Source organism: Desulforamulus reducens MI-1, from assembly GCF_000016165.1.
GTDB classification, from domain to species: domain Bacteria; phylum Bacillota; class Desulfotomaculia; order Desulfotomaculales; family Desulfotomaculaceae; genus Desulfotomaculum; species Desulfotomaculum reducens.
The window spans coordinates 2,495,406-2,520,338 of the sequence record NC_009253.1; the positions used below are offsets into that span (position 1 = coordinate 2,495,406).

General features: G+C 40.5%; 25 protein-coding genes, 2 tRNA genes and 4 riboswitches. Of the genes, 11 read left to right on the forward strand and 16 right to left on the reverse strand.

Annotated elements, in window-relative coordinates:
* The first annotated feature begins 4 nt into the window (after nt 1-4).
* The gene (locus tag DRED_RS12160; protein WP_011878589.1) at nt 5-766 is read left to right on the forward strand and encodes an N-acetylmuramoyl-L-alanine amidase family protein; all 762 of its coding nucleotides are present in this window, start codon (nt 5-7) and stop codon (nt 764-766) included.
* Nucleotides 767-854: 88 nt separating this feature from the next.
* Nucleotides 855-1,754: a selenium metabolism-associated LysR family transcriptional regulator gene (locus tag DRED_RS12165; protein ID WP_011878590.1), complete on the forward strand. Its 900-nt coding sequence runs from the start codon at nt 855-857 to the stop codon at nt 1,752-1,754.
* Nucleotides 1,755-1,768: 14 nt separating this feature from the next.
* On the opposite strand, the gene DRED_RS18825 is transcribed toward DRED_RS12165, so the two are convergent.
* From DRED_RS18825 to DRED_RS12185, 4 genes are all read right to left on the reverse strand, one after another.
* The gene (locus DRED_RS18825; RefSeq protein WP_156779659.1) at nt 1,769-1,993 is read right to left on the reverse strand and encodes a NifU family protein; all 225 of its coding nucleotides are present in this window, start codon (nt 1,991-1,993) and stop codon (nt 1,769-1,771) included.
* 217 nt (nt 1,994-2,210) lie between these two features.
* The gene (locus tag DRED_RS12175) at nt 2,211-2,435 is read right to left on the reverse strand and encodes a NifU family protein (RefSeq protein ID WP_011878592.1); all 225 of its coding nucleotides are present in this window, start codon (nt 2,433-2,435) and stop codon (nt 2,211-2,213) included.
* A 226-nt stretch (nt 2,436-2,661) separates the two neighbouring features.
* A complete protein-coding gene (locus tag DRED_RS12180) occupies nt 2,662-3,744 on the reverse strand; it encodes an anti-sigma factor family protein (RefSeq protein ID WP_011878593.1) in 1,083 nt (360 codons plus the stop codon).
* Between the two features lie 14 nt (nt 3,745-3,758).
* A complete protein-coding gene (locus DRED_RS12185; RefSeq protein ID WP_011878594.1) occupies nt 3,759-4,361 on the reverse strand; it encodes a sigma-70 family RNA polymerase sigma factor in 603 nt (200 codons plus the stop codon).
* A gap of 365 nt (nt 4,362-4,726) precedes the next feature.
* Between DRED_RS12185 and DRED_RS12190 the strand changes: the two genes are divergently transcribed.
* Nucleotides 4,727-4,813 (forward strand) — tRNA-Leu (locus tag DRED_RS12190).
* A gap of 148 nt (nt 4,814-4,961) precedes the next feature.
* Complete coding sequence (locus DRED_RS19825; RefSeq protein ID WP_476580508.1) at nt 4,962-5,234, forward strand: DUF2238 domain-containing protein; 273 nt, start codon at nt 4,962-4,964, stop codon at nt 5,232-5,234.
* Here the strand turns inward: DRED_RS19825 and DRED_RS12195 are convergent.
* The 8 genes from DRED_RS12195 to DRED_RS12230 form a co-directional block, all read right to left on the reverse strand.
* Nucleotides 5,188-5,637, reverse strand: coding sequence for a hypothetical protein (locus DRED_RS12195; RefSeq protein WP_011878595.1), 450 nt, complete (start codon nt 5,635-5,637; stop codon nt 5,188-5,190). The two genes, DRED_RS19825 and DRED_RS12195, sit on opposite strands and share 47 nt — an antisense overlap.
* 226 nt (nt 5,638-5,863) lie before the next feature.
* Nucleotides 5,864-6,496 (reverse strand): alpha-ribazole phosphatase, encoded by a 633-nt coding sequence (cobC, locus tag DRED_RS12200; RefSeq protein WP_337998937.1) that lies wholly within the window; start codon nt 6,494-6,496, stop codon nt 5,864-5,866.
* Between the two features lie 181 nt (nt 6,497-6,677).
* Nucleotides 6,678-8,132 carry an IS1380-like element ISDre3 family transposase gene (locus DRED_RS12205; RefSeq protein WP_011878597.1) on the reverse strand — a complete coding sequence of 485 codons (1,455 nt, stop codon included), beginning with the start codon at nt 8,130-8,132 and terminating at the stop codon, nt 6,678-6,680.
* A gap of 135 nt (nt 8,133-8,267) precedes the next feature.
* Nucleotides 8,268-8,561: a DUF3909 family protein gene (locus DRED_RS12210; RefSeq protein ID WP_011878598.1), complete on the reverse strand. Its 294-nt coding sequence runs from the start codon at nt 8,559-8,561 to the stop codon at nt 8,268-8,270.
* Between the two features lie 66 nt (nt 8,562-8,627).
* Complete coding sequence (locus tag DRED_RS12215; RefSeq protein ID WP_041274613.1) at nt 8,628-9,029, reverse strand: DUF5348 domain-containing protein; 402 nt, start codon at nt 9,027-9,029, stop codon at nt 8,628-8,630.
* Between the two features lie 73 nt (nt 9,030-9,102).
* Nucleotides 9,103-9,220: riboswitch (molybdenum cofactor riboswitch) on the reverse strand.
* A 250-nt stretch (nt 9,221-9,470) separates the two neighbouring features.
* Nucleotides 9,471-10,919 carry a degradosome RNA helicase CshA gene (cshA, locus tag DRED_RS12220; RefSeq protein WP_011878600.1) on the reverse strand — a complete coding sequence of 483 codons (1,449 nt, stop codon included), beginning with the start codon at nt 10,917-10,919 and terminating at the stop codon, nt 9,471-9,473.
* A gap of 200 nt (nt 10,920-11,119) precedes the next feature.
* Nucleotides 11,120-13,501 (reverse strand): GAF domain-containing protein, encoded by a 2,382-nt coding sequence (locus DRED_RS17950; RefSeq protein ID WP_083755174.1) that lies wholly within the window; start codon nt 13,499-13,501, stop codon nt 11,120-11,122.
* Nucleotides 13,502-13,696: 195 nt separating this feature from the next.
* Nucleotides 13,697-14,101 (reverse strand): manganese catalase family protein, encoded by a 405-nt coding sequence (locus DRED_RS12230; RefSeq protein WP_011878602.1) that lies wholly within the window; start codon nt 14,099-14,101, stop codon nt 13,697-13,699.
* A 262-nt stretch (nt 14,102-14,363) separates the two neighbouring features.
* Between DRED_RS12230 and DRED_RS12235 the strand changes: the two genes are divergently transcribed.
* The 6 genes from DRED_RS12235 (at nt 14,364) to DRED_RS18830 (ending at nt 18,721) form a co-directional block, all read left to right on the forward strand.
* Nucleotides 14,364-15,278, forward strand: a complete 915-nt coding sequence (locus tag DRED_RS12235) for a phosphate ABC transporter substrate-binding protein (protein WP_011878603.1) — start codon at nt 14,364-14,366, stop codon at nt 15,276-15,278.
* Nucleotides 15,279-15,330: 52 nt separating this feature from the next.
* Entirely contained in the window at nt 15,331-16,233 is a 903-nt protein-coding gene (gene pstC, locus DRED_RS12240) for a phosphate ABC transporter permease subunit PstC (RefSeq protein WP_238442518.1), read from the forward strand.
* Nucleotides 16,230-17,069 carry a phosphate ABC transporter permease PstA gene (gene pstA, locus DRED_RS12245; RefSeq protein ID WP_011878605.1) on the forward strand — a complete coding sequence of 280 codons (840 nt, stop codon included), beginning with the start codon at nt 16,230-16,232 and terminating at the stop codon, nt 17,067-17,069. Before pstC ends, pstA begins: the two co-directional genes overlap by 4 nt.
* A gap of 3 nt (nt 17,070-17,072) precedes the next feature.
* Nucleotides 17,073-17,819, forward strand: a complete 747-nt coding sequence (locus tag DRED_RS12250) for a phosphate ABC transporter ATP-binding protein (protein ID WP_011878606.1) — start codon at nt 17,073-17,075, stop codon at nt 17,817-17,819.
* A 12-nt stretch (nt 17,820-17,831) separates the two neighbouring features.
* Nucleotides 17,832-18,302: an HAD family hydrolase gene (locus tag DRED_RS12255; RefSeq protein WP_011878607.1), complete on the forward strand. Its 471-nt coding sequence runs from the start codon at nt 17,832-17,834 to the stop codon at nt 18,300-18,302.
* A 322-nt stretch (nt 18,303-18,624) separates the two neighbouring features.
* Nucleotides 18,625-18,721, forward strand: a tRNA-Cys gene (locus DRED_RS18830).
* A 282-nt stretch (nt 18,722-19,003) separates the two neighbouring features.
* Here DRED_RS18830 and DRED_RS12260 read toward each other — a convergent pair.
* Nucleotides 19,004-19,567 carry a YqaA family protein gene (locus tag DRED_RS12260; RefSeq protein ID WP_011878608.1) on the reverse strand — a complete coding sequence of 188 codons (564 nt, stop codon included), beginning with the start codon at nt 19,565-19,567 and terminating at the stop codon, nt 19,004-19,006.
* A gap of 279 nt (nt 19,568-19,846) precedes the next feature.
* A riboswitch (molybdenum cofactor riboswitch) is annotated at nt 19,847-19,966 on the forward strand.
* Nucleotides 19,967-20,099: 133 nt separating this feature from the next.
* Between DRED_RS12260 and DRED_RS12265 the strand changes: the two genes are divergently transcribed.
* Nucleotides 20,100-20,972, forward strand: a complete 873-nt coding sequence (locus tag DRED_RS12265) for an ABC transporter substrate-binding protein (protein WP_011878609.1) — start codon at nt 20,100-20,102, stop codon at nt 20,970-20,972.
* A 94-nt stretch (nt 20,973-21,066) separates the two neighbouring features.
* On the opposite strand, the gene DRED_RS12270 is transcribed toward DRED_RS12265, so the two are convergent.
* The 3 genes from DRED_RS12270 to DRED_RS12280 all read right to left on the reverse strand — a co-directional run bounded on the left by DRED_RS12270 (nt 21,067) and on the right by DRED_RS12280 (nt 24,658).
* Nucleotides 21,067-22,362 (reverse strand): NCS2 family permease, encoded by a 1,296-nt coding sequence (locus DRED_RS12270; RefSeq protein WP_011878610.1) that lies wholly within the window; start codon nt 22,360-22,362, stop codon nt 21,067-21,069.
* A gap of 118 nt (nt 22,363-22,480) precedes the next feature.
* Nucleotides 22,481-22,582, reverse strand: a riboswitch (purine riboswitch).
* 105 nt (nt 22,583-22,687) lie between these two features.
* Nucleotides 22,688-23,059 (reverse strand): response regulator, encoded by a 372-nt coding sequence (locus tag DRED_RS12275; RefSeq protein WP_011878611.1) that lies wholly within the window; start codon nt 23,057-23,059, stop codon nt 22,688-22,690.
* Between the two features lie 51 nt (nt 23,060-23,110).
* A riboswitch (cyclic di-GMP riboswitch) is annotated at nt 23,111-23,193 on the reverse strand.
* 82 nt (nt 23,194-23,275) lie between these two features.
* Nucleotides 23,276-24,658, reverse strand: a complete 1,383-nt coding sequence (locus DRED_RS12280; RefSeq protein WP_011878612.1) for a two-component system sensor histidine kinase NtrB — start codon at nt 24,656-24,658, stop codon at nt 23,276-23,278.
* Between the last annotated feature and the right edge of the window lie 275 nt (nt 24,659-24,933).

The window sequence follows — 24,933 nt, forward strand, 5'->3', positions numbered from 1 at the left end:
CTGGATGACAAGAAAAATAATTTGTTTGGACCCGGGCCATGGCGGACAAGATCCCGGTGCCCTGGGAAATGGCTTACAGGAAAAGGATATTACACTGGAGATTGCTAAGAAGATTATCCAAAGACTTGCTGCCTATGATGTCACCGTGAAATCAACCCGGGACAGTGACACCTTTGTTTCCTTAAGCCAACGGGCGGCCTATGCCAATAATGTAAATGCTGATTATTTTGTATCCATTCATATCAACGCTGGAGGCGGCACTGGTTTTGAAAGCTTTATTTATAACGGAGAAGTAAGCTCCACCACCATAAAAACCCGTCAGGTCTTACACGATACTATCATGGCCGATATGCAGAAGTACTATATGATAGATCGGGGTAAAAAAGCAGCAAATTTTGCCGTTATTCGAGAAACCAATATGCCAGCTATATTAACTGAAAATCTTTTTATTGATAATCCGAAGGATGCATCCCTACTAAAAAACACTGATTTCATTAATGATCTAAGCACTGCTATCACCCATGGGTTGGTAAAGGGACTCAATTTAACCCCTCTAACAATTATTCCAAATCCAACCCCAGCCCCTTTGCCCACCAAACCACCTGTCACACCTCAGCCGCCCGTCTGGAACCCCCAGGCAGAGATACAGCAGTTAATTGATACAGGATTACTGGCCAATAACCATCCAGCTGACGAACATATAACTTGGGGGGAGTTTGCAACTGTTATTAATCGGTTGTTATACATTATTAAAAATAAATCATAAATCACAGTAGCTGATAAATATAATTTTTATTTATAATTACAAGTCATCTTCTAAAATAAATGATATAATATCTCTGGTGATCAAAAAGATGAACTTATCTACATTGCAAACATTTATTGTTGTCGCCGAAAAAAAGAATTTATCTTTGGCTGCCCAGGAAATCCACATAACTCAACCAGCCATTAGTAAACAGCTCAGTGTACTGGAAGCTTACTTTGGTACTGCCTTGGTGGAGCGGAAAGGAAGAGGTGTCAGCCTAACCCCTGCTGGAGAGTTGTTCTACCGTCATGCAAGGGAAATGTTGGAACAGTTGAATAAGGCTGAACGGGAAATTCGACAGATGTCTGGAGAAATTCGCGGCCGCATGATACTATGGGCCAGTACCATACCTGGACATTATATTTTACCCCCCATCATTGGGACCTTTAAAAAGGAATATCCTGATGTGCAAACCGTACTGCAGATTGGTGATTCAAAGGAAGCCATCCGCAAATTGTTGGAGGAATCCGCTCATCTGGCAGCTGTGGGTATATTGCCTAATAACAAACGTATTGAGGGAATAAAATTCTTTTCTGATGAACTGGTGGTCATTGCACCCACTGACCATCCCTTTGCAGAGTTAAATGAGGTACCCATTGAAAAGCTGGCCAAAGAACCACTAGTATGGCGAGAATTAGGGTCTGGAACCCGATCGGTGGTGGAAACCTTTTTAACTAAGGGTGGCCTTAGCACAGACAAATTAAACATCGCCCTGGAACTCGGCAGCACTGGTGCCATTGTAACGGCTGTTGAAGCTGGTGCAGGTGTCTCAGTGGTTTCCCGTTGGGCCACACTAAAGGAACAGGCTTTAAATAAAATCGCTACCTTAAAAATTAAGGATTTACCCATGCAACGTGACCTGTTTTTAGTTTACCCACGACGCAAAAATAGAAGCCCAATGATTGATGCTTTTATTAAATATGCATTAAAACAAAATCCCCCTATCTAAGGGGGATTTATGTATTATACAGATACAACTTCCTTTACTTCTGGAACCACTTGCTTGAGCGACCGCTCAATCCCATTTTTCAGGGTATATGTTGCACCGGGTCAACCACCACAGGCACCTTTTAGCTTAACCTTAACAATACCAGATGTCTCATCAACACCTACTAATTCTACGTCCCCACCATCTCTTTGCAGGAAAGGACGAACTTTTTCAAGCGCTTCTTGAACCCTTTCACGCATGGTTGTTTCACCCCCTTGTTACCCGACATAATTTAAATATCTCCATTTGGGCTAATCATTATGTCCCAAAAGATTTTTTCTAATTTCAACCTATCTTAAAAATGATTATTTTTTTCTTTTCAGGTGCCCCGAACAAGACATGACATTATAGCTCCCCCAAGTTTATGTTGAAAGTAAAAATAATCCACAGGCAACTGCTACCTGTGGTTTTGGTAAACTAGTCTACCCTTACAACTTCGGTTACACCAGGAACTTGTTGCTTAAGGACACGCTCTATACCGTTTTTCAGTGTATATAAAGCCCCGGGGCAACTGCCGCATGCGCCTCTTAATTTAACCTTTACAACACCCTTTTCGTCGCAATCTACAAATTCAACATCGCCACCGTCTCTTTGCAGAAAAGGACGTACTTGTTCTAATGCTTCTTTAACCTGCTCCTTCATTTTTCTGCCCCCCCTTAATTTACTGTTTGTTACTTTCATGATGATTTCATACAGAAATATTGTAAACTATTTCTATACAATTTTACAAGAAATATTTACTTTAGTTACCATCTCCTTCTCATTAATGCAAAAAACCAGGAAACAATACGTTCCTGGTTTTTAGGCATTAATAAAAAGTATAAAACTTTTCGTAGGTATAAGGGGCACAATCCAAATTTATCTAATTTTATATAAGAGTTACTGTAATGAGACAATAGGTACTCCGTTCTTCTATTTGCTTAATCACATTAACTTGTTCGGCTAAGGACGCATTGACCTGTGCCAACTGTTGTTGCAACTGGTCATCTGCAACTTCTGTCACCCTTTGTTCCAACTCAGCTTGCCTTTGTTTTAATGTTGTTAATATTTCTGTGGCTTGCTTATGCTGAACACTCAAATCCTTTTCCACAGGTAAATAATTTACCACTGCCCCCAGTTTTTGTAGGGAACTGCTAACTATGCCATAGGAATTCCTCGTCACTTTTATTTCCAGGGTACCACCTTCATTGGTTCCATAATAAGGTACAGTAATCGAAGCTCCATTAACTTGGACAATCTGGTTAATGGCCTTTAAAGACTCTTCAACTTGATTAACGTCCAACTTCATAGTCATACTGTTTTCAACCAAACCCTCATTGGGGCTGGGTACAAAGCTTTCTACCTGCTTAGCAGAACTCGCAATTCCCGTTTTAGCTGAAGTTTTGGGAGAATTCTTAACAGCAGAACCATTCTCTGGTTCACCGGAGTTTCCTGGGGCCATGGGAGAAACGCTGGCATTAGGTTCCTGGCCCTTTGGTGGTTCTGATTTATTGGTTTTGTTTGGTTTTGGTTCAGTTGATTGTGGTTCTTGCCCTGGGATTGGGATTGTTATACCCTGCTTAGCGGGAGTAACGGGCAACAGAGGGTGTACTTCCTTTTGCCATAAAGAAGTAACCCCCAGTGTCATAACCATTACAGCTGCCACAGCAACAGTACGGTACCAAGCACTCCTGGTAATATCTGTAATCCGGGCTAACCAACCCTTTTGTGCTATATTTGGCTCATGTGTCGATAAGTGATCAATTCTCTCCATTAGCTTTTCCCGAAAATCAACCGGGGGAGTCAGTTCAGGAAGTTCCTGCAACAAAAGCACGGTTGCTTGGAGTTCTTCAAACTCCGCCCTACATCTAAGGCAACTGGCCAAGTGTACCCGTACTTCATTGCACTCTTCTGAATTAAGTACCCCGTCCAGATAAGGGGACAGCATACCTAAAATATCGTGGCATTGCACGGAACATCCCTCCTTTACTTAGCTAGACGTTTGGCAGGAGTTATAAGTTCCATTTGCTTACTGATTTTCTCTTTTAAGGCCTGCCGAGCACGACTTAGCCGGGATTTAACTGTTCCCAAGGAACACCCTAAAATCTCTGCTATTTCCTCATAGGCCAATTCTTGAATCTCGCGCATAACAATTATTTCTCGATAGTCATCTGAGAGAGTATTCAAACACGCCTGAATCATAGCCTGGGTCTCACTACGATCCAACATTTCTTCAGGTCCTGGGTCGTTGCTGCGAATTTCATATGTATTGCTGTTATTACTGTCGCTGGAGTTATCATCCAACGAAACAGTTGGCCTACGTTGCCGTTTCCGCAGTTCATCACGACAAACATTCACAGTAATATGATAAATCCAGGTACTAAAACTGGAATCACCTCGAAAATTGGGAAGTGCCTGGTATATCTTGATAAAAGCATCCTGAGCCAGATCCGAGGCATCTGCATGATTCCCCATTAATCTGTAAGCAATTGTATAAACCTTATTCTCATATAAGCGAACTAGATGTTCAAAAGCTTCTCTATCACCTTTTTTGCTACGTTCAACAAGCAACTGATCTTCCAGGGGCAAGGGTCCCCCTCCTCTTTTGAAAGGTTTATTAATCTCTTCCAGAATATTTCAAAGTTAGCAAAAGGTTTCCAATCAACTAACCAGATAACTTAAAAATACTTTTCCAAAGTTAATCTTTCTACGCTGAGTCCTGTAATCCTTTAGCTAAAATAAGCCATCATTGGTACTACTTGCCTAGAATAAGAAAAGAGTCTGTTTAAAAAGAAAATAGTTTTCCCTTATAATAAGACGCACTTATAACACCTTTTGTAACAAAACAAATTATTTATTTTTTTATTTTTCTTGTCATAATACCAAAAAAAAATAATTTTTGCACTTGAAAATTTTTATCTATTCTCGTATAATAAATAAGCGGTCGATTTTATGCCGAAGTGGCGGAACTGGCAGACGCACTGGACTCAAAATCCAGCGGTGTAACAACCGTGCGGGTTCGACTCCCGCCTTCGGCACCAATAAAATCTAGTTTTAAAACACCAACCAATTGAGGTTGGTGTTTTTTTATTCTAACACTGCTGTCCGCAAAAATAGGAGATGACCGTCGGTCATCCCCTTGTCCAAACCGAATAATGGCAGAAAGATTAACTTATAACCTCCGGCCAATTGATCAGGGGGTTTTTTATTTTACTGATTGGTGTTGGTACAGAAGCCATTTATGAAATACTCGAATTTCTACTAGACATTGGTTTGGAACCGGTTATTAAAAACCAAGTTAATCTATTGGATACTGATTTGGATATGGTCTCTGATCTTATAGGTTCTTTTACCGCAGCATATCATGAGAGTTTTATAAGGCCGTCAATAAAGGATAGGGTATGTACCATTTTTACTAACTGGATTCTCTTAGTTTTAATACCTCCGCCTCTAGCCACTTAACGTAATTAAGGTCAGTTTTACTTTCTATGTATTCTTTGTATAACTCATTGCCTTGCCCAACTTCAAAGGGAAGTTCATTTTTAGCTTCTACAAAAAACTCTACAATTCTGTTCTCAGGGTAGAAGAATGACTCACTCCACTTTACAAATTTTCCATTCTCCCCCTCAAATACGGGTTGTTCAAATATTTTGTTGTGTGCCTCAAAATTTGTCAAATCACAAACAATATGTACCATATCTTGCTTTTCAGCAACATGTGTCAGACTTGCCATCATACCAGTTTCAAGCCCTGTGGAGTATTCCCTTATGTCCTGAGTAAAGGTTATCGTTGGTTGTTTTTCTGTAAAAGCTATAAAAGGCTTGTCATCCCTATTAATTATGTCCCAAAATTCTCTTGCCTGCAAAAAGAATCATCCCCTTCTTAATATAATTTTGCCCTATTTTACATAAATCTACCTTATGAATTATACGGAAAGTGTGACTTATTTTAAACAACTATATAGAAAAATCTGTGTTCGAAATAAGCAGGAATTGTTGTTGAAATTACTTAACAAAAAATCCTTATTATGATTTTGACAAAAAACAAAACCACTGCCAAGGGCAGCGGTATCAAAGATGCTTACTCATCCTTTAAAGGGTGACGATCCTGAATTGCCTGTTCAAAAGCTTAATTCTATATTTACCCTTCTCATAACCAATGATGTTGAGACAACCATAGTCTTGACTAATACGAAAAAGGTTTTCCAGTGGCATACCCAGCATATGACAAAGAAGCACACGGTTTACCCCTGCATGACCGGCAATTAAAATATTGCCGGTGGTTCTTTGCATTAATTCATCTAACTTAGCCAATACCCTTTGGCTGCACTGACTAAAACTTTCTCCGCCGGGTGGACAGAAGTTAGCTATGTCTTTTCCCCTTTGCATAAAATCCTGGGGAAATTTGCGGCGGATTTCTTCAAAGTATCGCCCTTCCCACTCCCCCAGGTAAATTTCCCTTAGGCTCAGGCTGACAGTTGGCCTTAGATTATGCTTTTCTGCAATTATTTCAGCCATTTGTCGTGAACGCTGTAAATCACTGCAAAAAATAGAGTTCAAGCGAACACAGCTAAGCTCCTCCTTTAGACGATTGGCTTGATTGATACCTAATTCACTGAGAGGCAGATCAAGCTGACCGATAAATCTTTTTCCACCCTTTGTTTTAATTGCTCCGTGCCTAATTAAACTTGAAATCGGAAAGTAGCTTCCCGAGCTTGACTTAATCCCTCAAATAACCAAATTTTAGGGCATTAAACCACTGTTTTTATGGTCTCTGAAATTCTTGGCGTCTGGAATATGGTATTACTCCTAAGTACCCCAATAAAGGCTAGGTTTTAGGGTACAGTTAATAAGACCCCTTTTGGGGGATCAGTGACACCAGATATTTAGGTCGTCCGATGTTTGTTTAACCGGAACTTACTGCAACCCATGCCTGTGTGCAGAGAAATTCTTGTAGTTTTTCCTTGGCATTTTTCAAAACCTTTTGTAGCCAGGGATTAGGGGCTAACTTTATATGGCGGTAACGGTCGTTGCCTACAATGTTCCCAGGTACATTCAGTATTTTGCGGCGGATAGTTGGCACTTCAGCACGACTGTCTTTGCCATCCAATAAGACCAAGCGAAACCAGTTGAGAATGTTATACGATAATACTTTGAGCCACATAAAGGCTATATTTCGATCCAACTCTGCCTGACTCATTTTTTCAAAGCCTAGACCAACCTTGAGTTCATCAATTTTGTTTTCAATATTGCAACGCTTATTGTATTGGTGCCATACCTCCTCTGGGTTGTACTCGTCGCTAGAAGTAATTATCACTTGGTAATCAAATGTCTTTAGGTCAAAGTTAAGTTGCTCACCAGATACCTTTGGTTCTTGAGTTTCACGGATAAATACAAACCTGCGGGCTTTGGACCATTTAGGCAATGGAGGAGTAATTTCTGCTGCAGCGTAGTGGTTGCTCAAAGGCTGCCATCGTTCCTGATCATCAAGGTATTTAATGACTTTTTTCATATTACTGGTGAGCTTAGCCTTACAAATATACTCAATGCCCTGTTCTTCCAGGTAGGCGAAGTTATCTTCATCAAAAAAACCTTTATCCATGCGTATGCCTTTTACGAGGATATTCTGGTTGGCTAAGATCTCTAGTGTCTCTTTAAGAAACTCCATAAATTGGCCGTTACTGGCGACATTCCCACTATATAAGCCAGCATTGACCAGTTCGCAAGTTCCGGAGATAAACGCTACTTTTACTTTGTAGGAAGGTCGCCCGTGATACCGGGGATTGTAACCGACTTTTGATCCCTCCTGTTTACCGAAAACAGTGAGGACACTGTCGTCAATATCCAGCCAGACTTCGCGGGATTGGTCGCATTTGGCCTTTAAGGATAACAGTTCCTGATTCACCAGAGACAATTGGTCTAATGCCTCCTGCTCACATATAAGAGATACAAAGTTTCGCAAGGTGCTCTCGTCAGGCACTTGTGTTACTTCCTTAATTTTCTGGTACCCAGGATCAGTTTGTAGAGCATTCATATGAGAAAACCGCAATAATCCCAATGAGAGGGCATCAATGATCGTATCCAACAACTCTGTATCAGAGTATTTACAGTTATGATGCCGCTTAAGAGAGACCCGTTTAAGCATACCGGGTAAATCAACAGCCTTCTTAAAAGCCTCTAGTATACCAAAACTTCCATAAGCGGTTACAGACGAATTGTCAAACCTAAGCGGAAGATCGCTTTTGCTAGTCTGGTGTTGTAGGGAATTTAATTTCTTTTGGTATTTGCGTTCCAAGTTACGTCGTTGTTGACGGGACATAGTTTCAAGTTGATTTGTGGTAATAAGTTGTGATACCATCATTTTAGAGGGTCACCATCCTTTGGAATGATTTGGTTTGGTCACTAAAACATTTCCAGCTAAGGAGTGGTGTACCCTTTTTTTTGCTAAAATTTTTACACGTAAAAATGACTTTGAAGCCTTGACGTTAGAGGATTTCTAAAAGTTACTTTCCGAATCCAAGTTATAAATAACTAGCATATTTTCCTCAACTTCTATTTTCATTTTTACATAATCATTTTTAACAGAATCAAAACCCATATAGTAAAGCAAATTATTATAGTTACTTCTTGTTGTCCTCACTATTAAGTCCCCATCGGAACTAAGTCCATAGTCAAAGAAGTAAAGCTTGCAATTATAATTGTTTTTAAAGAGAACTTTTTGTTCCTCAGTGAATTTTTGCAATTCTACTCCTTCCAGTTGTTTTTTAACCCTTTCTATTAGTTCTTGCATGATTCGGTACCTCCTTAAGTGCTAGGATAACTACTTACTGTATGACATAGTACAAATTATCCTTCACTAAGAATGATGGCTTTGACAACTGCTTTGTCCATAAATGCTCTGCAAGCGAACAGCTGCCAGCATACCAGGTTTTAGCATGTACCGCTTACTCCCATGTCCAATAAAATAATATTCATCCTTTGTATGGTCAAACATAAGTCGGCCGATTTGCCAACCTGTTACCCCATTATCTTCTATGAGAACTTCTAGGGGGTAACCTTCCTTTAACAAAATATCCTCACCTTCCAGGCGAAACTGTCCGCCATGGACTTGAGATAACTTTCCTTCGCTACGTTGCTGTAATAGATAGTCAACAGCTTGAGACAGAATATTTATATCATCAAGATAACTTTCACACACATCGGTTAACCTGTCCAATTCCACTTGTTTATTATTAACCAATTCTTTTACCTTAGTCATGACTGCCTCCTCATAAAAAATTAAAAACCAGGATCTCTGCAAGAAGCAGGCAGACCCCGGCCAAAAAAACACGACCAAGCATATACCGGCTCCTTTCCACACGGGAGGCCTACCAATTTCTCAGTAAACCCTAACGGCCGGGAGATCATAGCAAGTGCCTTAGACCAAGCGGCTCGGAGACAAGTTATTACACAATATAGCAAAAATCGTACCAATACGAAATGTTCCTATTTAAAACAAATTGGGGATATTCCGCACATCAAATGTTCCATTTTGGAAATAACTGTTCCAAAAACAAACGAAAAATTAGTTTCTAAAATTACATTCTATAGCAGTTTCATTATCCCTCTATCATTGTTAAATTTGCTGATAAATTATAGCAGATAGCCCCACCATTTGGTGAGGCTACGTTAAAGATCATTTGGATTCTCATAAAACTATCTATATAGAAGGTCTTTTCTTACCGCGCCGATGACCCTTAAACTCCCCTCTTTTTTTTCCCTCTATTTTACCACGGTTATCCTTGTACGGTTTCCTCATCCGGGGCTGAAAGGACTCTGCCTTCTTTGAACGAAGGGGTCTTTCTTCTGTTAATTGAACAGGTGTTCGATCCGGTTCCTTGGTTATCATCCTCAGGGCCGCCGCCACAAGGGTCGCAGCATCCTGTTCAATTAATAAATCCTCTGCCAGTCTACGATAATGTTCGAAGCCACCCTCTTCCACAACTTTTAATAATTTTTCCACAGCCAGTCGTTGTTGCCCTTCTATGACTTCTTTGATGGTGGGTATGGGTCGACGACTGATCTTGTGTTTGGTTATTCTTTCGATAAGCCTTAGATGATTCATTTCTCTGGGGGTAACAAAGGTTATGGCTTCACCTTTTTTGCCGGCTCGGCCGGTACGACCTATGCGGTGGACATAGCTTTCCGGGTCCTGGGGGATATCAAAGTTATACACATGGGTTACACCACTGATATCTAACCCCCTGGCTGCTACATCCGTTGCCACCAAAACCTCAATTATACCCTCCTTAAACTGACGCAAAACACTTTCTCGCTTGGACTGGGTAAGATCACCGTGAATACCTTCAGCAGAATAGCCCCGCTTGCTTAAGGCCTCGTAAAGTTCATCAACCCTCCGTTTGGTCCGTCCAAAAACAATGGCCAGATCCGGAGATTGAATATCCAAAAATGTAGAGAGAACTTCAAATTTTTGCTTTTCCTGTACCTCTACGTAACTTTGATCAATACTGGGTACAGTAACTTCTTTGGCCTTAATAGCAATAAACTCGGGGTTTTTTAGGAATCGTCGGGCTAATTCTTGAATGGGTTTTGATATTGTAGCAGAGAAAAGTAGGGTCTGACGTTCCTCAGGAACCTGTTGTAATATCTCCTCAATATCTTCAATAAATCCCATATTGAGCATCTCATCAGCTTCATCTAAAACCACCATGGTAAGCTCATTTAGACGAATGGTTTTTCTTTTCATATGGTCCATTAGCCTTCCCGGAGTACCGACTATGATGTGGGGTTTTTTCTTTAGGGCTCTAATTTGACGATTAATGTCTTGTCCGCCGTAAACAGGCAGGGTATGGATTCCTTTAACTTGCCCAATCCTGTTCATTTCCTCTGCCACCTGAACGGCCAGTTCCCGAGTTGGTGTTATAATGAGTCCCTGGATTGTATCTTGTTGCCGTGAAAATCTTTCTACCATAGGTATTCCAAAGGCAGCAGTCTTTCCTGTTCCTGTGTGGGCCTGTCCGATTAAGTCTCCCCCAGACAAAGCAATGGGAATAGCTTTTTCTTGAATTGGCGTAGCTTCTTCAAAGCCCATGAGCTTTATTGATTCGCTCACAGACTTACTAAGACCAAGCTCATAAAAACTGGACATAAATACACTCCTTTTTTCTTTAAGAGACTTTATTCTATAAAATGACCAGATCAAAAACGTTATATTCCTTAATTCTGGGCACCAGCATTTAATTGTACCAAAGGAGTTAACCATTTACAAATTTAAGATTACTTTTTCTCAATACCTTAGGCAAGCTTTCCCAAAACACTAAAAAGGAGGCATTGCCCCCTTCTTTAAAGTCAAACAGCATATTCATTGTCAACACCTTTAAACTGTTTAAATTTAATATAGAATGTTGTTCCCTTGGGACTTGTATCAATTTCTATGGATGCATGATGTCGCCTAACAATTCCATAGCAAACTGCCAGCCCTAAACCAGTGCCATTCTCTTTGGTTGTAAAGAACGGTGTTCCCAATTTATCCAATATTTCGGTTTCAATTCCTTTACCCGTATCGGCCATTGACAAAATAATCTCCTCTCCAACCATAAAAGTCTTGATTGTAAGGGTTCCACCAGGTGTCATGGCCTCTAAACTGTTGTGGGCAAGATTTAAAATAAGCTGTCGTATTTCCTTTTGGTTCAGTAAAATTGGAGAAATATTTGTCAACTCCCTCACCACATTGCAATCAGAATTCATGGCGTCAGCTGCGATTAAGGGGAACAAGGTGTCAATAATTGTGTTAAGGTCTTCTAGCTCCAGCTTATCCGGTTTGTTTCGGGCAGTGGATAAAAACTCTGAGATAATTGTGTTTGCCCGGTCAAGCTCCTCAATCATTAATGCATAATATTCTTGAAGCTTACCATTGTCATTTTTCTTCCCGAGCATTTGCAGGAAGCCCCTTACCGTAGTTAAGGGATTCCTTACCTCGTGGGCAATGCCTGCAGCCATCTCGCCTACCATATTCAAGCGATCCAGTCGTATCATTTCTTTTTCTAACTGTTTACGTTTGGTAATATCATTCACCACCGAAAGAAGGCAAGACTCCCCAGACAATTTAATTAATTCGGCAGAATATAACCCAACCATCCTGTTCCCTTCTCTTCCATAAAAAGTTACCTCAAGATTGTGCACGGGTTTTCCTTGTTTAATGCTATTAATAACTTCCTTTCTTTTTGACTTTATACCAATATCAATTTCCTGGGACGTATGTCCAATGACATCCTCACGTTCGTAGCCCAGGGTTTGTAAAAAACTTTTGTTGACATCAATAAAACGACCTTCATCAAGGGTGGTGATAGATACCATGCAGGGATTGGTGTTAAATGCTTTGGCAAAGCGGTCCTCCGACATACGTAAAGCTTCTTCCCTGTGCTCCCGATGAATTAAAATAACTAAAAGACGTGCAAATCTTTCTACCAACACCAGATCCCCCGGGGTATAATCCCTTTTGGCATTAGCTAAAGCAATTTGACCAACTAATTGATCGTCAATAATGGCAGGTACAGCAATAAATCTGGTTATTTTAACATGACCTGGAAGAGTAACCTGGGCTCTGTAATCTTGTTCCGGATTATTTGAAAGGAGAGATTTTTTATTCTTTAGCACCCATCCCCATAGACCTTTATATTTTATAAATACCTCTTTTCCACTATGTATGTCCCCGCCTATTCCTTTAGGCAGACATGAGATAGTTAAACACCCTGTCATAGGGTCAAGGCACCCTACATAGCCCAGTTTGCTGTCGGTAAATTTCCTGGCCTGGTCTAATATATGTTCTGTGACTTCATTGAAGGAAGCCGTTGAAATAACCTTACTGGATAACTCTGCAATGGAAGAACTGATTTCCAGTTCTCTTTTTAGTTCATTTTCTCTTTTATAAATTAGTTCCACCAGGGGGTTTAATTCCGGTAAAGAATCACTGGAAATCCTCAAGTTATTTGTGCCGATGGCATTGGCAAAATGGTTTAAATCTCTTTTGAATCTAGTAAAAAATATCCAGGATAAGAATATGCTGCCAAAAAGCATGATAAAACCGGCCAGAAGAGTGTTTTTCCTTCTGGCTAAGGCTTCTTGATAGAAACTATCCATATCTCGACTGGCCCACACATGACCAATCAGCTTGCCTTGCCGATGAAGGGGATAGACCAGGCTAAGGGTTTCATGGCTGTTTTTATGAAAAAAATCTTGATCATAGAAGTATTGCGGGTTGCCAGTTTTATAAATATCAAAATAGGGTAGCGTGTGGGGTAGTGGATAAAGCTTGCCGGTGGGGTAATCTAGATTTGAGGCCACAATACTATCCAATTCGCTGGAATAATAACCTATTATAAGATTCGTGTGACAGAAGGCAATTTGATTAATTATTGGCTGTAAAACAGAGTTGAGAATTAACAACTTTGCTTGGGGAGAAGGTTCTATATTGTATTGTTTAAGTATATCATCATAAGAACCTTGCAAAGAGCGGTTTAAATGACAAACAACGGCAAAAAGCTCCTTCTCTTTGATTATTTTTCTTTCTTCCATAAAGCTAATTTGATCGAGAATTTCCATAACTAAAATGGGTACAATGATCAAAAAAGCCATACCAAGATAAAAGCGTTTCGTTATTTGTAATGGAAATAACCTATCCCTTAGCTTTCGATACAATTCCCTACACCATCCGATAGTCAGAATTTTCATGATTATTTCGATGACTTTTATTAAATCACCTTGGTAAAATTTAATATTTTTTGTCGCAATTTATTTTTTTATATTTTAATTATTATTTTAATTTGTATTTAATGTAACACATTAGATTAATTACCATTAAACCTTTATAGCCAAACAAAAGGACTTGAAAATCAAGTCCAGATACTTTTAAAATATTATATTTTACTAATGTCCTCCTCCATTGGGATTTGATACACTAAAGGAGTTATTCCCAGGATTTGATAGATTAAAATATAATCTGGCATCTTGGTCCACACCCCAATCCCTGTTAGAACCACTTTGCTGAACTTTATTTAGGGCCTGTCTAAAGAGGGTGTTATGGGCTTCCTCGCGATTAAGTAAAAAGTCAATCATTTCTCTAACATACCTATCCCCAATTTGTCGGTGCAGGTATTCATACACAACCTTTGCCCGTTGTTCAGCAGCAATATTTGATAATAGGTCCGCTGCTAAATCGCCAGTGGCATTAACATAGGCAGCTCCCAACTGTTCAGATAACATAGCAGCATAGGTAGGATTTGGCCTTTCAACTCTAACCATTTCTAATAACCTTTTATCATGCATAAACACTTGTCATCGCTCCTTTTCAAAAATTTAAGTTCCGCCAGTTAAACCTATTGTTGCCCAAAAAAAAGATGATGTAATTAAAATGCTGTTAGAATTCATATTGACTACCATCGGCTTTTTAGTTCCGTTTAACCATACGTTATATTTTTATTTGTATCTATAACTTATTTTCATTTCTAATACAACTTCTATTATGATATGTTAAAAATATGCTAAAAAATGCTACGTCCTTCTATTTGAAGGGACAAGTTTGAGGAGGTTACCCATGCGAAAAAGCAAGTTATTTCAAGTACTACTGGGGCTTATGGTCCTGCTTATGCTGGCTGGCTGTGGTCAAAGTGAGCCAGCGAAATCAGAACCGGCCAGACAAGAAAGCACAGCTCAATCCATTAAAATTGGTGGTTCCAGTACCTTAGCACCGGTTATTGCTAAATGTGCCGATGATTTTACAGAAGAATATAAGACCTGGAACAAAGTTGATCCCAAGTTACCCGAAGAACCCATTGTCATCTTTGTGTCCACAGGTGGTTCTGGCTTTGGTGTTAAATCAGCCATTGATGGAACCGTTGATATAGGTTTAGTTTCCAGGGAAGTGAAAGATACTGAAAAAGGAAAAATGCCCAACGGTAAGATTATTAAAATGGGCTCTGATGCTTTAACCATTGCAGTTAATCCCAAAAACCCAGTTATCCAAGTGAAGCCTGATTTAACTAATGACGAGGTAAAACGCATCTTTGCCGGCGAGATTAAAACCTGGCAAGAACTAGATGCTAAGTTGCCAGCTCGCCCCGTCGTATTGGCCATTCGTGATTTGGGTGGCGGAGCCAGTCAGGTCTTTGACGAGTTGGTTATGAAAAAAACACCTATAGCTAAAGAAGCCCTCCAACTCCCCTCCATGGGTGCTCTGGCCGGAAAAGTGGCAGAAAATGCTGATGCCATTGGTTATGTATCCTTTGGCTTGGTCAAACAAAACCAAGGTAAAATCTCTGTTCTAAGTGTGGACGGTGTTACTCCTACTACAGAGTCCATTGCCAGTGGTCAATATAAAATTGCCCGTCCCCTGTTGCTGGTAACCAAGGAGCAGCCCAACGAAAGGCAACAGCTGTTTATTGATTACCTGTTATCCAAAAAGGGGTTAAAAGTTGTTGAAGACATGGGCTTTATTCCCCCTGCAAAATAAGAAATTTTCTATGGGTAGTTGAATTGTTCAACTACCCTAGATTTTTTAATAGGTGAGTGATTATGCAGTGCTTAATAAAAAAAGTTTTCACCTTTCCACCGGTACTTTCTGTTTAGTGATTGCTTGCTGTGCCACCCTGCTTTTATTGTCTTTGCTAGTCTATATGACCCTGGTCAGTTGGCCTGTGTGGTTCTCCCCGGGTCCCTGGGGGTTTTTAACTGGTACGGATTGGAACCCATTGGCTGCCCCTCCCCAATTGGGCATCGGCACCATGATCCTAAGCACTCTGTGGACTGCACTGGGAGCAGTAATTCTGGCGACCCCCATTGGTCTATGTTGTGCTATTTTCCTGGCAGAGTATGCCCCATCCTGGTTGGCTCAACTATTACGACCGGTTTTAAACGTATTAACTGGCATTCCTTCCGTGGTCTATGGCTTTTTAGGGGCCGCTGTTCTGGTAAAATACTTTGAGATTACCTTTAATATGGCCAGTGGTGAATCCTTATTTTGTGCCTCCCTGGTCCTTACTGTAATGGTACTCCCCTACATTGTTAGTGCATCGGAGTCTGCTCTGCGTGCTATCCCCCTTAAATATCGACAAACTTCTCTAGCCCTAGGAGTATCAAAACCCTACTTTACCCTTCGGGTACTGATTCCCCTGGCCAGAAATGGGTTACTAGGTGCCCTGATTCTGGCCTTTGGCCGCGCCTCCGGAGAAACAATGGCGGTATTAATGCTGGCGGGCAATACGATGGTTTTGCCTAGTTCCTGGTTTAGTAAGGGAGAGCCATTATCGGCTCTCATCGCCCTTGAGCTTGGTACTTCCGAAGTAGGAAGCCTCCACTATCAAAGCCTCTTTGCTGCGGGTCTTGTGTTGCTGCTATTTGTTCTCAGTATTAACCTTTTCTTTACCTGGTTTCGACGTGACCGCAGAAATGAGGTGGGTAAACCTTGAAACTTAGACTTATGCTGGACTTTTTTTGGTTGGCAATTTTCTGGGCAGCAGGCTTACTCCTTCTGGTGGTTCTATTTGGCATTTTAGGTTATTTGTTTTACCAAGGGCACACCTCTTTAACCCAGGATTTCTTTTTTTCCTCACCCAGAGGCTTACCCCTTGGTGCCGAAGGCGGTATCTTCCCGGCTATTCAAGGGACCCTTTTTCTTGTGGTCATTGCTGTTTTCACTGCGGTACTGCCGGGCCTTGCCACAGCCATTTACCTTGCGGAATACGCAGGAAAGAGCAAAGTTAATACAGTGATAAATTTAACAATACAGTGCATGGCAGGTATCCCTTCCATTGTTACGGGATTGTTTGGCTATGCTTTGTTTGTTGTGAAGATGGGTTTTGGCATTTCCTTACTGGCAGGGGGCCTTTCCCTAGCCATTATGATCTTTCCAGTCATTGTGGTAACCGCAAGGGATGCCCTACAGGCAGTTAATCGGGATTATAGATGGGTAGGTATCAGTCTTGGTGTTTCCCGTCGTTATCTGCTGTCCAGGGTTATTTTGCCCCAGGCAGCACCGAGTATTCTGGGAGGTCTCCTGCTGGCCATGGGGTATGCCGCCGGGGCCACCGCCCCCATAATGGTTACAGCCGCCGTCATTGCTACTCCTTCCGCCGGTAACCTTTTTGAACCAGTGATGGCTTTACCCTATCACCTTTATATACTGTTCAGCCAACAAATATCACTGGAGAAAGCCTATGGCACAGCCCTGGTACTGGTGCTTCTTCTTTTAACCTTAAATGTGATAGCCCTATGGTTTAAAAATTTAAAGAGTAAAGGGGCATAAGGAATGTCTTTAAAAACTGAAAACCTTCAGGTTTGGTTTGGCAACCAGTCTATTCTAAATTGTATCAACCTGGAATTCCCTAACAAAAATATTTCTGCTATTATGGGTCCGTCAGGCTGTGGAAAAACAACCCTTTTAAAAACCCTAAACCGTACTCTAGAATTGGAGCCAGGCTATCGATATACAGGCAGAGTGATGCTATCCGGTAAGAATATCTATGCAGAAAAAAATGTAGCAACTGTTCGCCGTAGGATCGGCCTTATCTTTCAAACTCCGGTGGCCCTGCCTTTAAGCATAAAGGAGAACGTACTTTTTGGGGTACGTTATTATGGCGAAAGGAATAAGGCTAAACTAGAAGAAATTAATGAGCAATGTCTGAAGCAGGCTGGACTCTGGAAAGAGGTAAAGGATAGGTTGGCCCAACCGGCCCGGGAACTATCCGGTGGTCAAATCCAGCGTCTTTCCATTGCTCGGGTACTGGCGGTGAACCCGGAAATCCTATTGTTGGATGAGCCCTGTTCCAACTTAGACCCCTCTTCCACCAAAATGATAGAGGATTTACTGCATGCATTAGCGAATCAATTGACTATCATTCTGGTTACCCATAACCTGTTCCAGGCCAAACGGGTAGCCCACAATACCATTTTTATGATGGATGGTCAAATTATTGAAAGTGGAGAAACAAAAAGGTTATTTAACCATCCGGAAAAACAGCAAACCTATGACTTTATTTCCGGATTAACCTGGTAAAGGAGGAATCCTATGATTTCCGTAGACATTCCCGGTTTGGGAAACATGCATATTGGTGCGCTGGTTTTGGATTATAACGGGACCATTGCCTTTGACGGTGAATTGCTGGACGGGGTATGGGAAAATCTTAATGCACTGGCCAATCAGATAAAGGTATATGTTATTACGGCGGATACCTTTGGTGAAGCAAAAATCCAATGCAAAGATTTAAAGGGTGAAATTATTATTTTAAAAAACTACCTGGGAGCGGAAGAAAAGGCAGCCTTTGTGGCATCCCTGGGTGCGGAACAGGTAGTGGCAATGGGAAATGGAGTTAATGATTGTCTGATGCTGAAAAAAGCGGCCATCGGCATAGCCATTATAGGGCATGAAGGTGCTTCAGTAAAGGCTGTTAATTCTGCTGATATTGTGGTGAAAGACATTAACGAAGGGCTGGGACTTCTGCGTAACACGAAAAGATTAAAAGCAACCCTCCGGGGATAAAGAAAACTTGGCTTACGCCATACCCCATAGAGCACGAGAGCCTTTAGGCGACGGCGTAAGCCTTAGTTGCCCTTATGCGAGTCGGAAAGTTTTATACTTTCTTATTTGCTAAAAAGCGGGCGGCCATGCCGCTCGTTTTTATTATACTATATATGAATTATTTTTATATATCCAGATACAACAAAATTAAAAGTTATTTAGCCTGTCTATACGAAAGCTTGGCATCATCGTAGCAAATTCTTATTTATACTAAGACCTGACTGCTTTCATCTATAAATAATTTTTATATATAATATTAGAGTATATGTAGTAAAATATGGTTGGGGAGAACGGGGGTGGTCCCCCCTATGGGCTGCAAACCCATGAGCCAGTCTGCGATCCAGGTTGGAGTCCGGTTCAATTCCGACTTCTCCCCTCCATCTAAAAGGAGGTCGTCCCAATGGAGGATGTTGGTACAGAAATCCATTGAGGAGTTTTCTAAGGACTCTTACAAAATAGCATACAGTAAAGAAAACTTGGCTTACGCTATACCCTATAGGGCACAAGAGCCTTTAGGCGACGGCGTAAGCCTTAGTTGCCCTTATGCAAGTCGGAAAGTTTTATACTTTCTGATTTGCTAAAAAAACCTTTGTAGTATTTTAACTACAGAGGTTTTTATTTTAACAAAGGAACAAAAGTGAAAACTTTCCGCCCATGGTTTTCTAAGGGGCTTTTGTTGTAAATTTTTTTACTAGCCAAATCAAGGCGACAATTACAAAACAAATGCCAACTGTAATAACCTCAAAATAACCTTCTAGTAATGCCTTCGCTTTTTCCCCAACGGCGATTATTAACAATACCTCCAGGTAAAACCTTGCCCCTCTGCTTAGGGCAGAAGCAATCATAAAGGTCACTTTGTTTATTCGGAATACCCCGGCCGAAATGGTAAATAATTTATAGGGGATCGGTGTAAAGCCTGCTATGGCCACAGCCCAACCACCATAGCGGTCAAACAGGTTTTGAATTTTTCCCAGGCGATCCAGGGAAACCCATCTTTCAAGTAAAGGTCTACCAGCGTACATGCCTATTAAATAACCAAAGAGACCACCAATAATTGAGGCGACCGCGGTAACCGTGGCAAACCAGAGCCCTTGTTCAGGTTGAGCAATGGCCATACCAATCAACAAAATATCCGGTGGAATTGGAAAAAAAGACGATTCAATAAAAGATAACAGGGCCAGCCCGATGCTTCCATACTCTGCAAAAAAGTCCAATAGTAGTTCCATCTATTCACCTTTACTTAACTTTTAATATTCTAAAAAATAATAAAACCTTTAACACAACCTTTTCTGTCTATTGAAAGGACTGTGTTAAAGGTAACTAAACATTATCTTACTGAAAGGTATATCTGGTGTCAATAGTGTCCTTGAACAACCTTTCATTTCTTAACAATTTAACATCTTTTCCTAGATCATTTGCAACTTAGCCCTTCTCTGTACACAAGTGATACAATTATTTCTGCTTAGGAAGGATTTTATAGAAATCCCTAGAAAGTAAATAATTAAAAATTAATAGTACTCCGAGCTTAGGCACCTAAGATAGTAATTATGGTTCTTAAGCCGTTAGGGTTTGTCTGGAAACGGGCAGGCCTCCCAATGCGGAAAGGAGAAACACATTATGCCAAATGGCGAGTCCGTGTACTGTTTTTTCTTTCTTACAGTACACGGTTTTATTTTTTGTTTTGGGGGGTGAAATACTAGCACAGCAAAAAATGTTACAAATTCAACACCGTATATTAAATACATAGGAGGTTTTATCATGAAGAATCGGTCATTAAAATATCTTGCCTTGCTGTTAACAATGCTTATGCTGGTAGTTGTCGGCTGTGCTCAGCAACAAACCCCTAAGGAAGAAGTGAAGAAGGAAGCCGCAGAACCTGCAATAAAAGATGTTATTCTAGCCACAACCACCAGTACCCAAGACAGCGGTTTACTGGATGTACTGAAACCTGAGTTTGAAAAGAAAACCGGTTATAACTTAAAAATTATTGCTGTAGGCACTGGTGCTGCCTTAAAGATGGGTGAAAAGGGTGAGGCCGATGTGCTGCTAACCCACGCTGCCAAATCTGAAAAACCCCTAGTTGATAACGGCATAGCCATAAATTATAACCAGGTGATGCATAATGACTTTATCATTGTAGGACCAGAAAACGACCCCGCAGGTATCAAAAATGCTAAAGCCACTGCAGAAGCAATGAAAATGATTGCCGATAAAGGTGCTGTCTTTGTATCCCGTGGGGATGATTCCGGTACCCATAAAAAGGAGCTGGGTCTCTGGAAAGAAGCACAGATCGAACCTAAAGGTCAAAAATGGTATCAAGAATCCGGTACTGGTATGGGTGCAACTCTCAATATCTCCTCTGAAAAACAAGGTTATACTTTGACCGACCGGGCAACTTATCTAGCTCAAAAGGACAAGGTGAAGCTTGCTATCCTCTTAGAGGGCGACAAGTCTTTATTAAATATCTACCACGTTATGAACGTAAACCCCAAGAAATTTGATAAAGTAAATGCTGAGGGTGGCAAAGCCTTTGTGGACTTTATGTTAGCCAAAGATACCCAAGAAATTATTGCTAAGTTTGGTGTTGAAAAATACGGTCAACCCCTATTTTTTGCGGATGCCAACAAATAAAACAAATACAAGCAAAGAAATTTCTCTACAGCTAGAACCACTGCTTAAAACAAGCAGTGGTTCCGTTTTTTCTAGTCACCTTAGATAAAAGGACTTAATTAATATAGTAAAAGTACAACATAAAGATAAACATTAACCCATACATGATGGGGTGAATTTCCTGGTACTTTCTCATGGCCAGTTTAATGATGGGGTACATAATAAAACCTAAGGCAATGCCTGTTGCCACACTGAAGGTTAAGGGCATCATAATGATGGTAATAAAGGCCGGCAGTGCCACATCGAATTGCTGCCATTTAATCTTATTAATTTGACTGGCCATCATGGAACCTACAATGATGAGGGCCGGCGCCGTAACCGGAGTTGTGATAACTGATAATAACGGCGAGAAAAACAGTGCTAAAAAGAAAAACGCTGCTACTACAATGGAAGAAAACCCGGTTCTGGCCCCCACTGCAATCCCAGCAGAGGATTCAATTAATGCCGTTACAGTGGATGTACCAAAGGTTGCTCCAACAACTGACGCAGAGGCATCTGCCATAAGGGCTTGACTAACCCTTGGAATCTTATTGTTTTTCATAATACCCGCCTGATTAGCCACGGCAATCAAGGTTCCGGAAGCATCAAAGAAGCTGACAAATAAAAATGTAAAAATCACTAATAGCATATCATAATTAAAAACATCCGGTATATGACTAAAGGCAACCCCAAAGGTAGGTTCTAAGCTGGGAATGCCACCTATGATAGCAACTGGTTTATCAATAATTCCCGCTACCATACCAACAATGGTGGTAACAACCATACCATAGAAAATGCCTCCCTGCCAACCCTTAACAATAAACACCACGGTAATGATAAAACCAAAAAGGGCAAGAAGTGTTGAAGGTTCTTGTAAATTCCCCAGGGAAACGTAGGTTGCCTTATGGCTTACTATTATTCCTGCATTTTTTAAACCTATAAAGGCAATAAAAAAACCAATTCCTCCAGCAATGGCATACTTTAACTCCTCAGGAATCGCATCAATAATCTTTTCCCGAATTTTAAAGGCAGTAATAGCCATGAATACAAGCCCTGAAACCAGCACCCCAGCCAGGGCAGTTTCCCAGGCTACGCCCATACCTATAACCACTGAGTAGGTAAAAAATGAATTTAGGCCAAGACTTGGTGCCAGTGCCAAGGGGTAATTGGCCAGCACACCCATAACCAGGGTTCCTATGATGGCGGAAAGGGCCGTTGCTGTAAATACCGCACCCTTATCCATTCCTGCCTCCCCAAGGATCATCGGATTAGCCACTAAAATATAACACATGGATAAGAAAGTTGTCATTCCACCAATAAATTCCGTTCTGTAGGATATACCATACTCATCAAAGCCAAAATATTTTCTCATAGTCCTTGCCCCCAGCTGTTAAAATTTTATGTCTCAATAAAAAAACTCTAATAATTGGTATAAACCAAAATACTAGAGCCTTGACCTTTAAGTATAATGTATACAGTAACCATTAGTTTACTATAGACATTAAACTCGTAGTCAAGCTATTTAAGGTAGCCTGGTAGAAACTTTCAAGCCGTATTCTTGAAAATATACGAGTTAATTTTTTTATTTATAGAGTTTTACTTTAGCAGAAACAAGGACAGTTCGTCAATGCTTATTTATACTCCTAATATGTTAAAATACGGCTCCCAACAGGAAGCCGTATTTTAATTATTTTTTGTTAAATTGCTATGGATTGTAGGGCGGACGTTACAATGTCCCGCAACCGTTCAATCTGTTCACTGGGATTAAGCAATACATGGTCAACTTTAGCCTTTATACACTCCATTAAATCATCCTTGGTAACTTGGTCCGTATAAACAATAATTAATCCACTATGTAAGTCCTTGATTTGCTGGATAAAGTCAAATCCAGTATCTTTAATTGTTTGCAAAGAGATAAAGATGATGCCCGGCCCCTTTGATACAATACTTGTAACGGCTTCACTTGTGTTGCCACACTCATAGGTAAGAAAATTAAACTGCCAAAGAAGAAGCTTCAAGTCGTATCGGGTTGCTGCATTTTTATCAATGATGAGACTAGCGTTTGTCATAAATGCAAATCCTCCTTATAAAAGGAGGGTCATGGAGTGTTAATCAGCACCCGGAGCAACTGGCTGTCATAGGTTCCCCCTTAGACCCTCTAGCTTTGCGCCCCTACCTTTCAGTAGGTTTGCCTTTCTTTATTATGTTAATTTAAATTATATAGACTTTGTTTCATCTTTAAAATAGGACATCTGTCCCGGTTCACAACCAATAGACACTCTATTTTAGCTTACCTTCGTATTACACAATTGGTTTTGATTATCAAAGGGGAATTTTATCAGAAAGATTGTACCATTAGGGCCTGTTTTTACATCCACTGAAGCATTGTGTCTCTCTGCAATGCCATAACAGATTGCCAGCCCTAAGCCAGTTCCACTATCCTTTGTGGTATAAAAAGGCGTACCTATCTTTTCGAGAACTTCGGGCTTAATGCCTTCCCCTTCATCACGAATAGATAATATGGTATGAGGTTCTTGGATATAGGTACGTATGGTAATGTTCCCTCCCCTTGACATGGCATCCAGACCATTCCGAATTAAATTGAGAATAATTTGTCTTATTTCATTTTCGTCCAACAGCAAATCGGGTACCTTGTCTAAAACTGCATAGACATACTTTTCTTCCTTTAAAGCCTGGGCTTGTAGCAAGGGCAAAATTTTCGTGACAATGGAATTGAGATTCTTCATCTCGACCCTTTCAGGTTTGTTTCTGGCCAGTGTGAGAAATTCTGTGATAATAGAATTAGCTCGATCAAGTTCTTCAATCATCAGCATGAACTGTTCTTTATAGATATCACAACTTTCTTTCTTGGTTTGAAAAAGTTGTAAAAAACCTCTTACGGTGGTTAATGGATTGCGGATTTCATGACCAATACCAGCAGCCACTTGTCCAACCAGGTTCAACCTGTCCAGTTTTTTGATTTCCTTTTCCATTTGCTTTGACTCTGTTATATCTCTAAGGGATATCAGTACACAGGAAACTCCGGTTACATCTACCACTACACCAGAACCCTGTAGCACCTTTTCCTCCCCTGAATTTGTACGTAGTATAACTTCTTTATCAGTATAATGACCTTCATTACCCAGTAGCGTTAAAAGTTCCTGTTGCAATTGTGGGTTCACCCAAAGATTAAAATCCAGAGGTGTATATCCAATGACTTCTTCTCTTCCGTAACCAAAAATCTTTTCAAAACTATCGTTAACATCGATAAACCTAAAATCATCCAGTCTATTAATGGTCTGAATGTTTGGATTGGCATGAAATACTCTGGCAAAACGCTGCTCCGATTGCTTTAATGACAACTGAGACTTTGTTAACTCTTTATTTTTACGAAAAAGAAAAACTGTTAAGAAAAATCCCGCAACACTGGTAAGCAATCCCACCCACACTAGGCCTTTGTTTATTTCATAGAAATTAGAATACTGCGTATGAACGGTTTGGTCGTTGGAGAAGATGTTTCCTTGATTTACTACAGGAGAGCCTGGTTGATCCTTTCCATTTACCTCTGCATAGCATATATGTGCGTAATATAAAATACTAAAGAGTAATAAATTGCAGAGGAATAAAACAAATATTGTTTTGTTTTTTATAATTGGACAACACAACATTGTCATCATCCTTTTTAAAAAACTTGGCTGGTGTCAAACCTATGGGGTACCAGACTTTTAGGTTCTAGGTGACGTCCTTAATAGCCCTATGCATGTTGGATATTTTCTCTTCCTATATGCCAAAAGGGTTCATACTTTTATACGTCTTATTTGTAAAATTGGATAAATGGTGAAATTTTCCTTCATGGAAAAAAGATATATATTGTCGAAGACGATATTTTCATGCCTCGTAATAAAAAACAGCCCTTTTCTATCTGAAAGGGCTGCTCCTATGG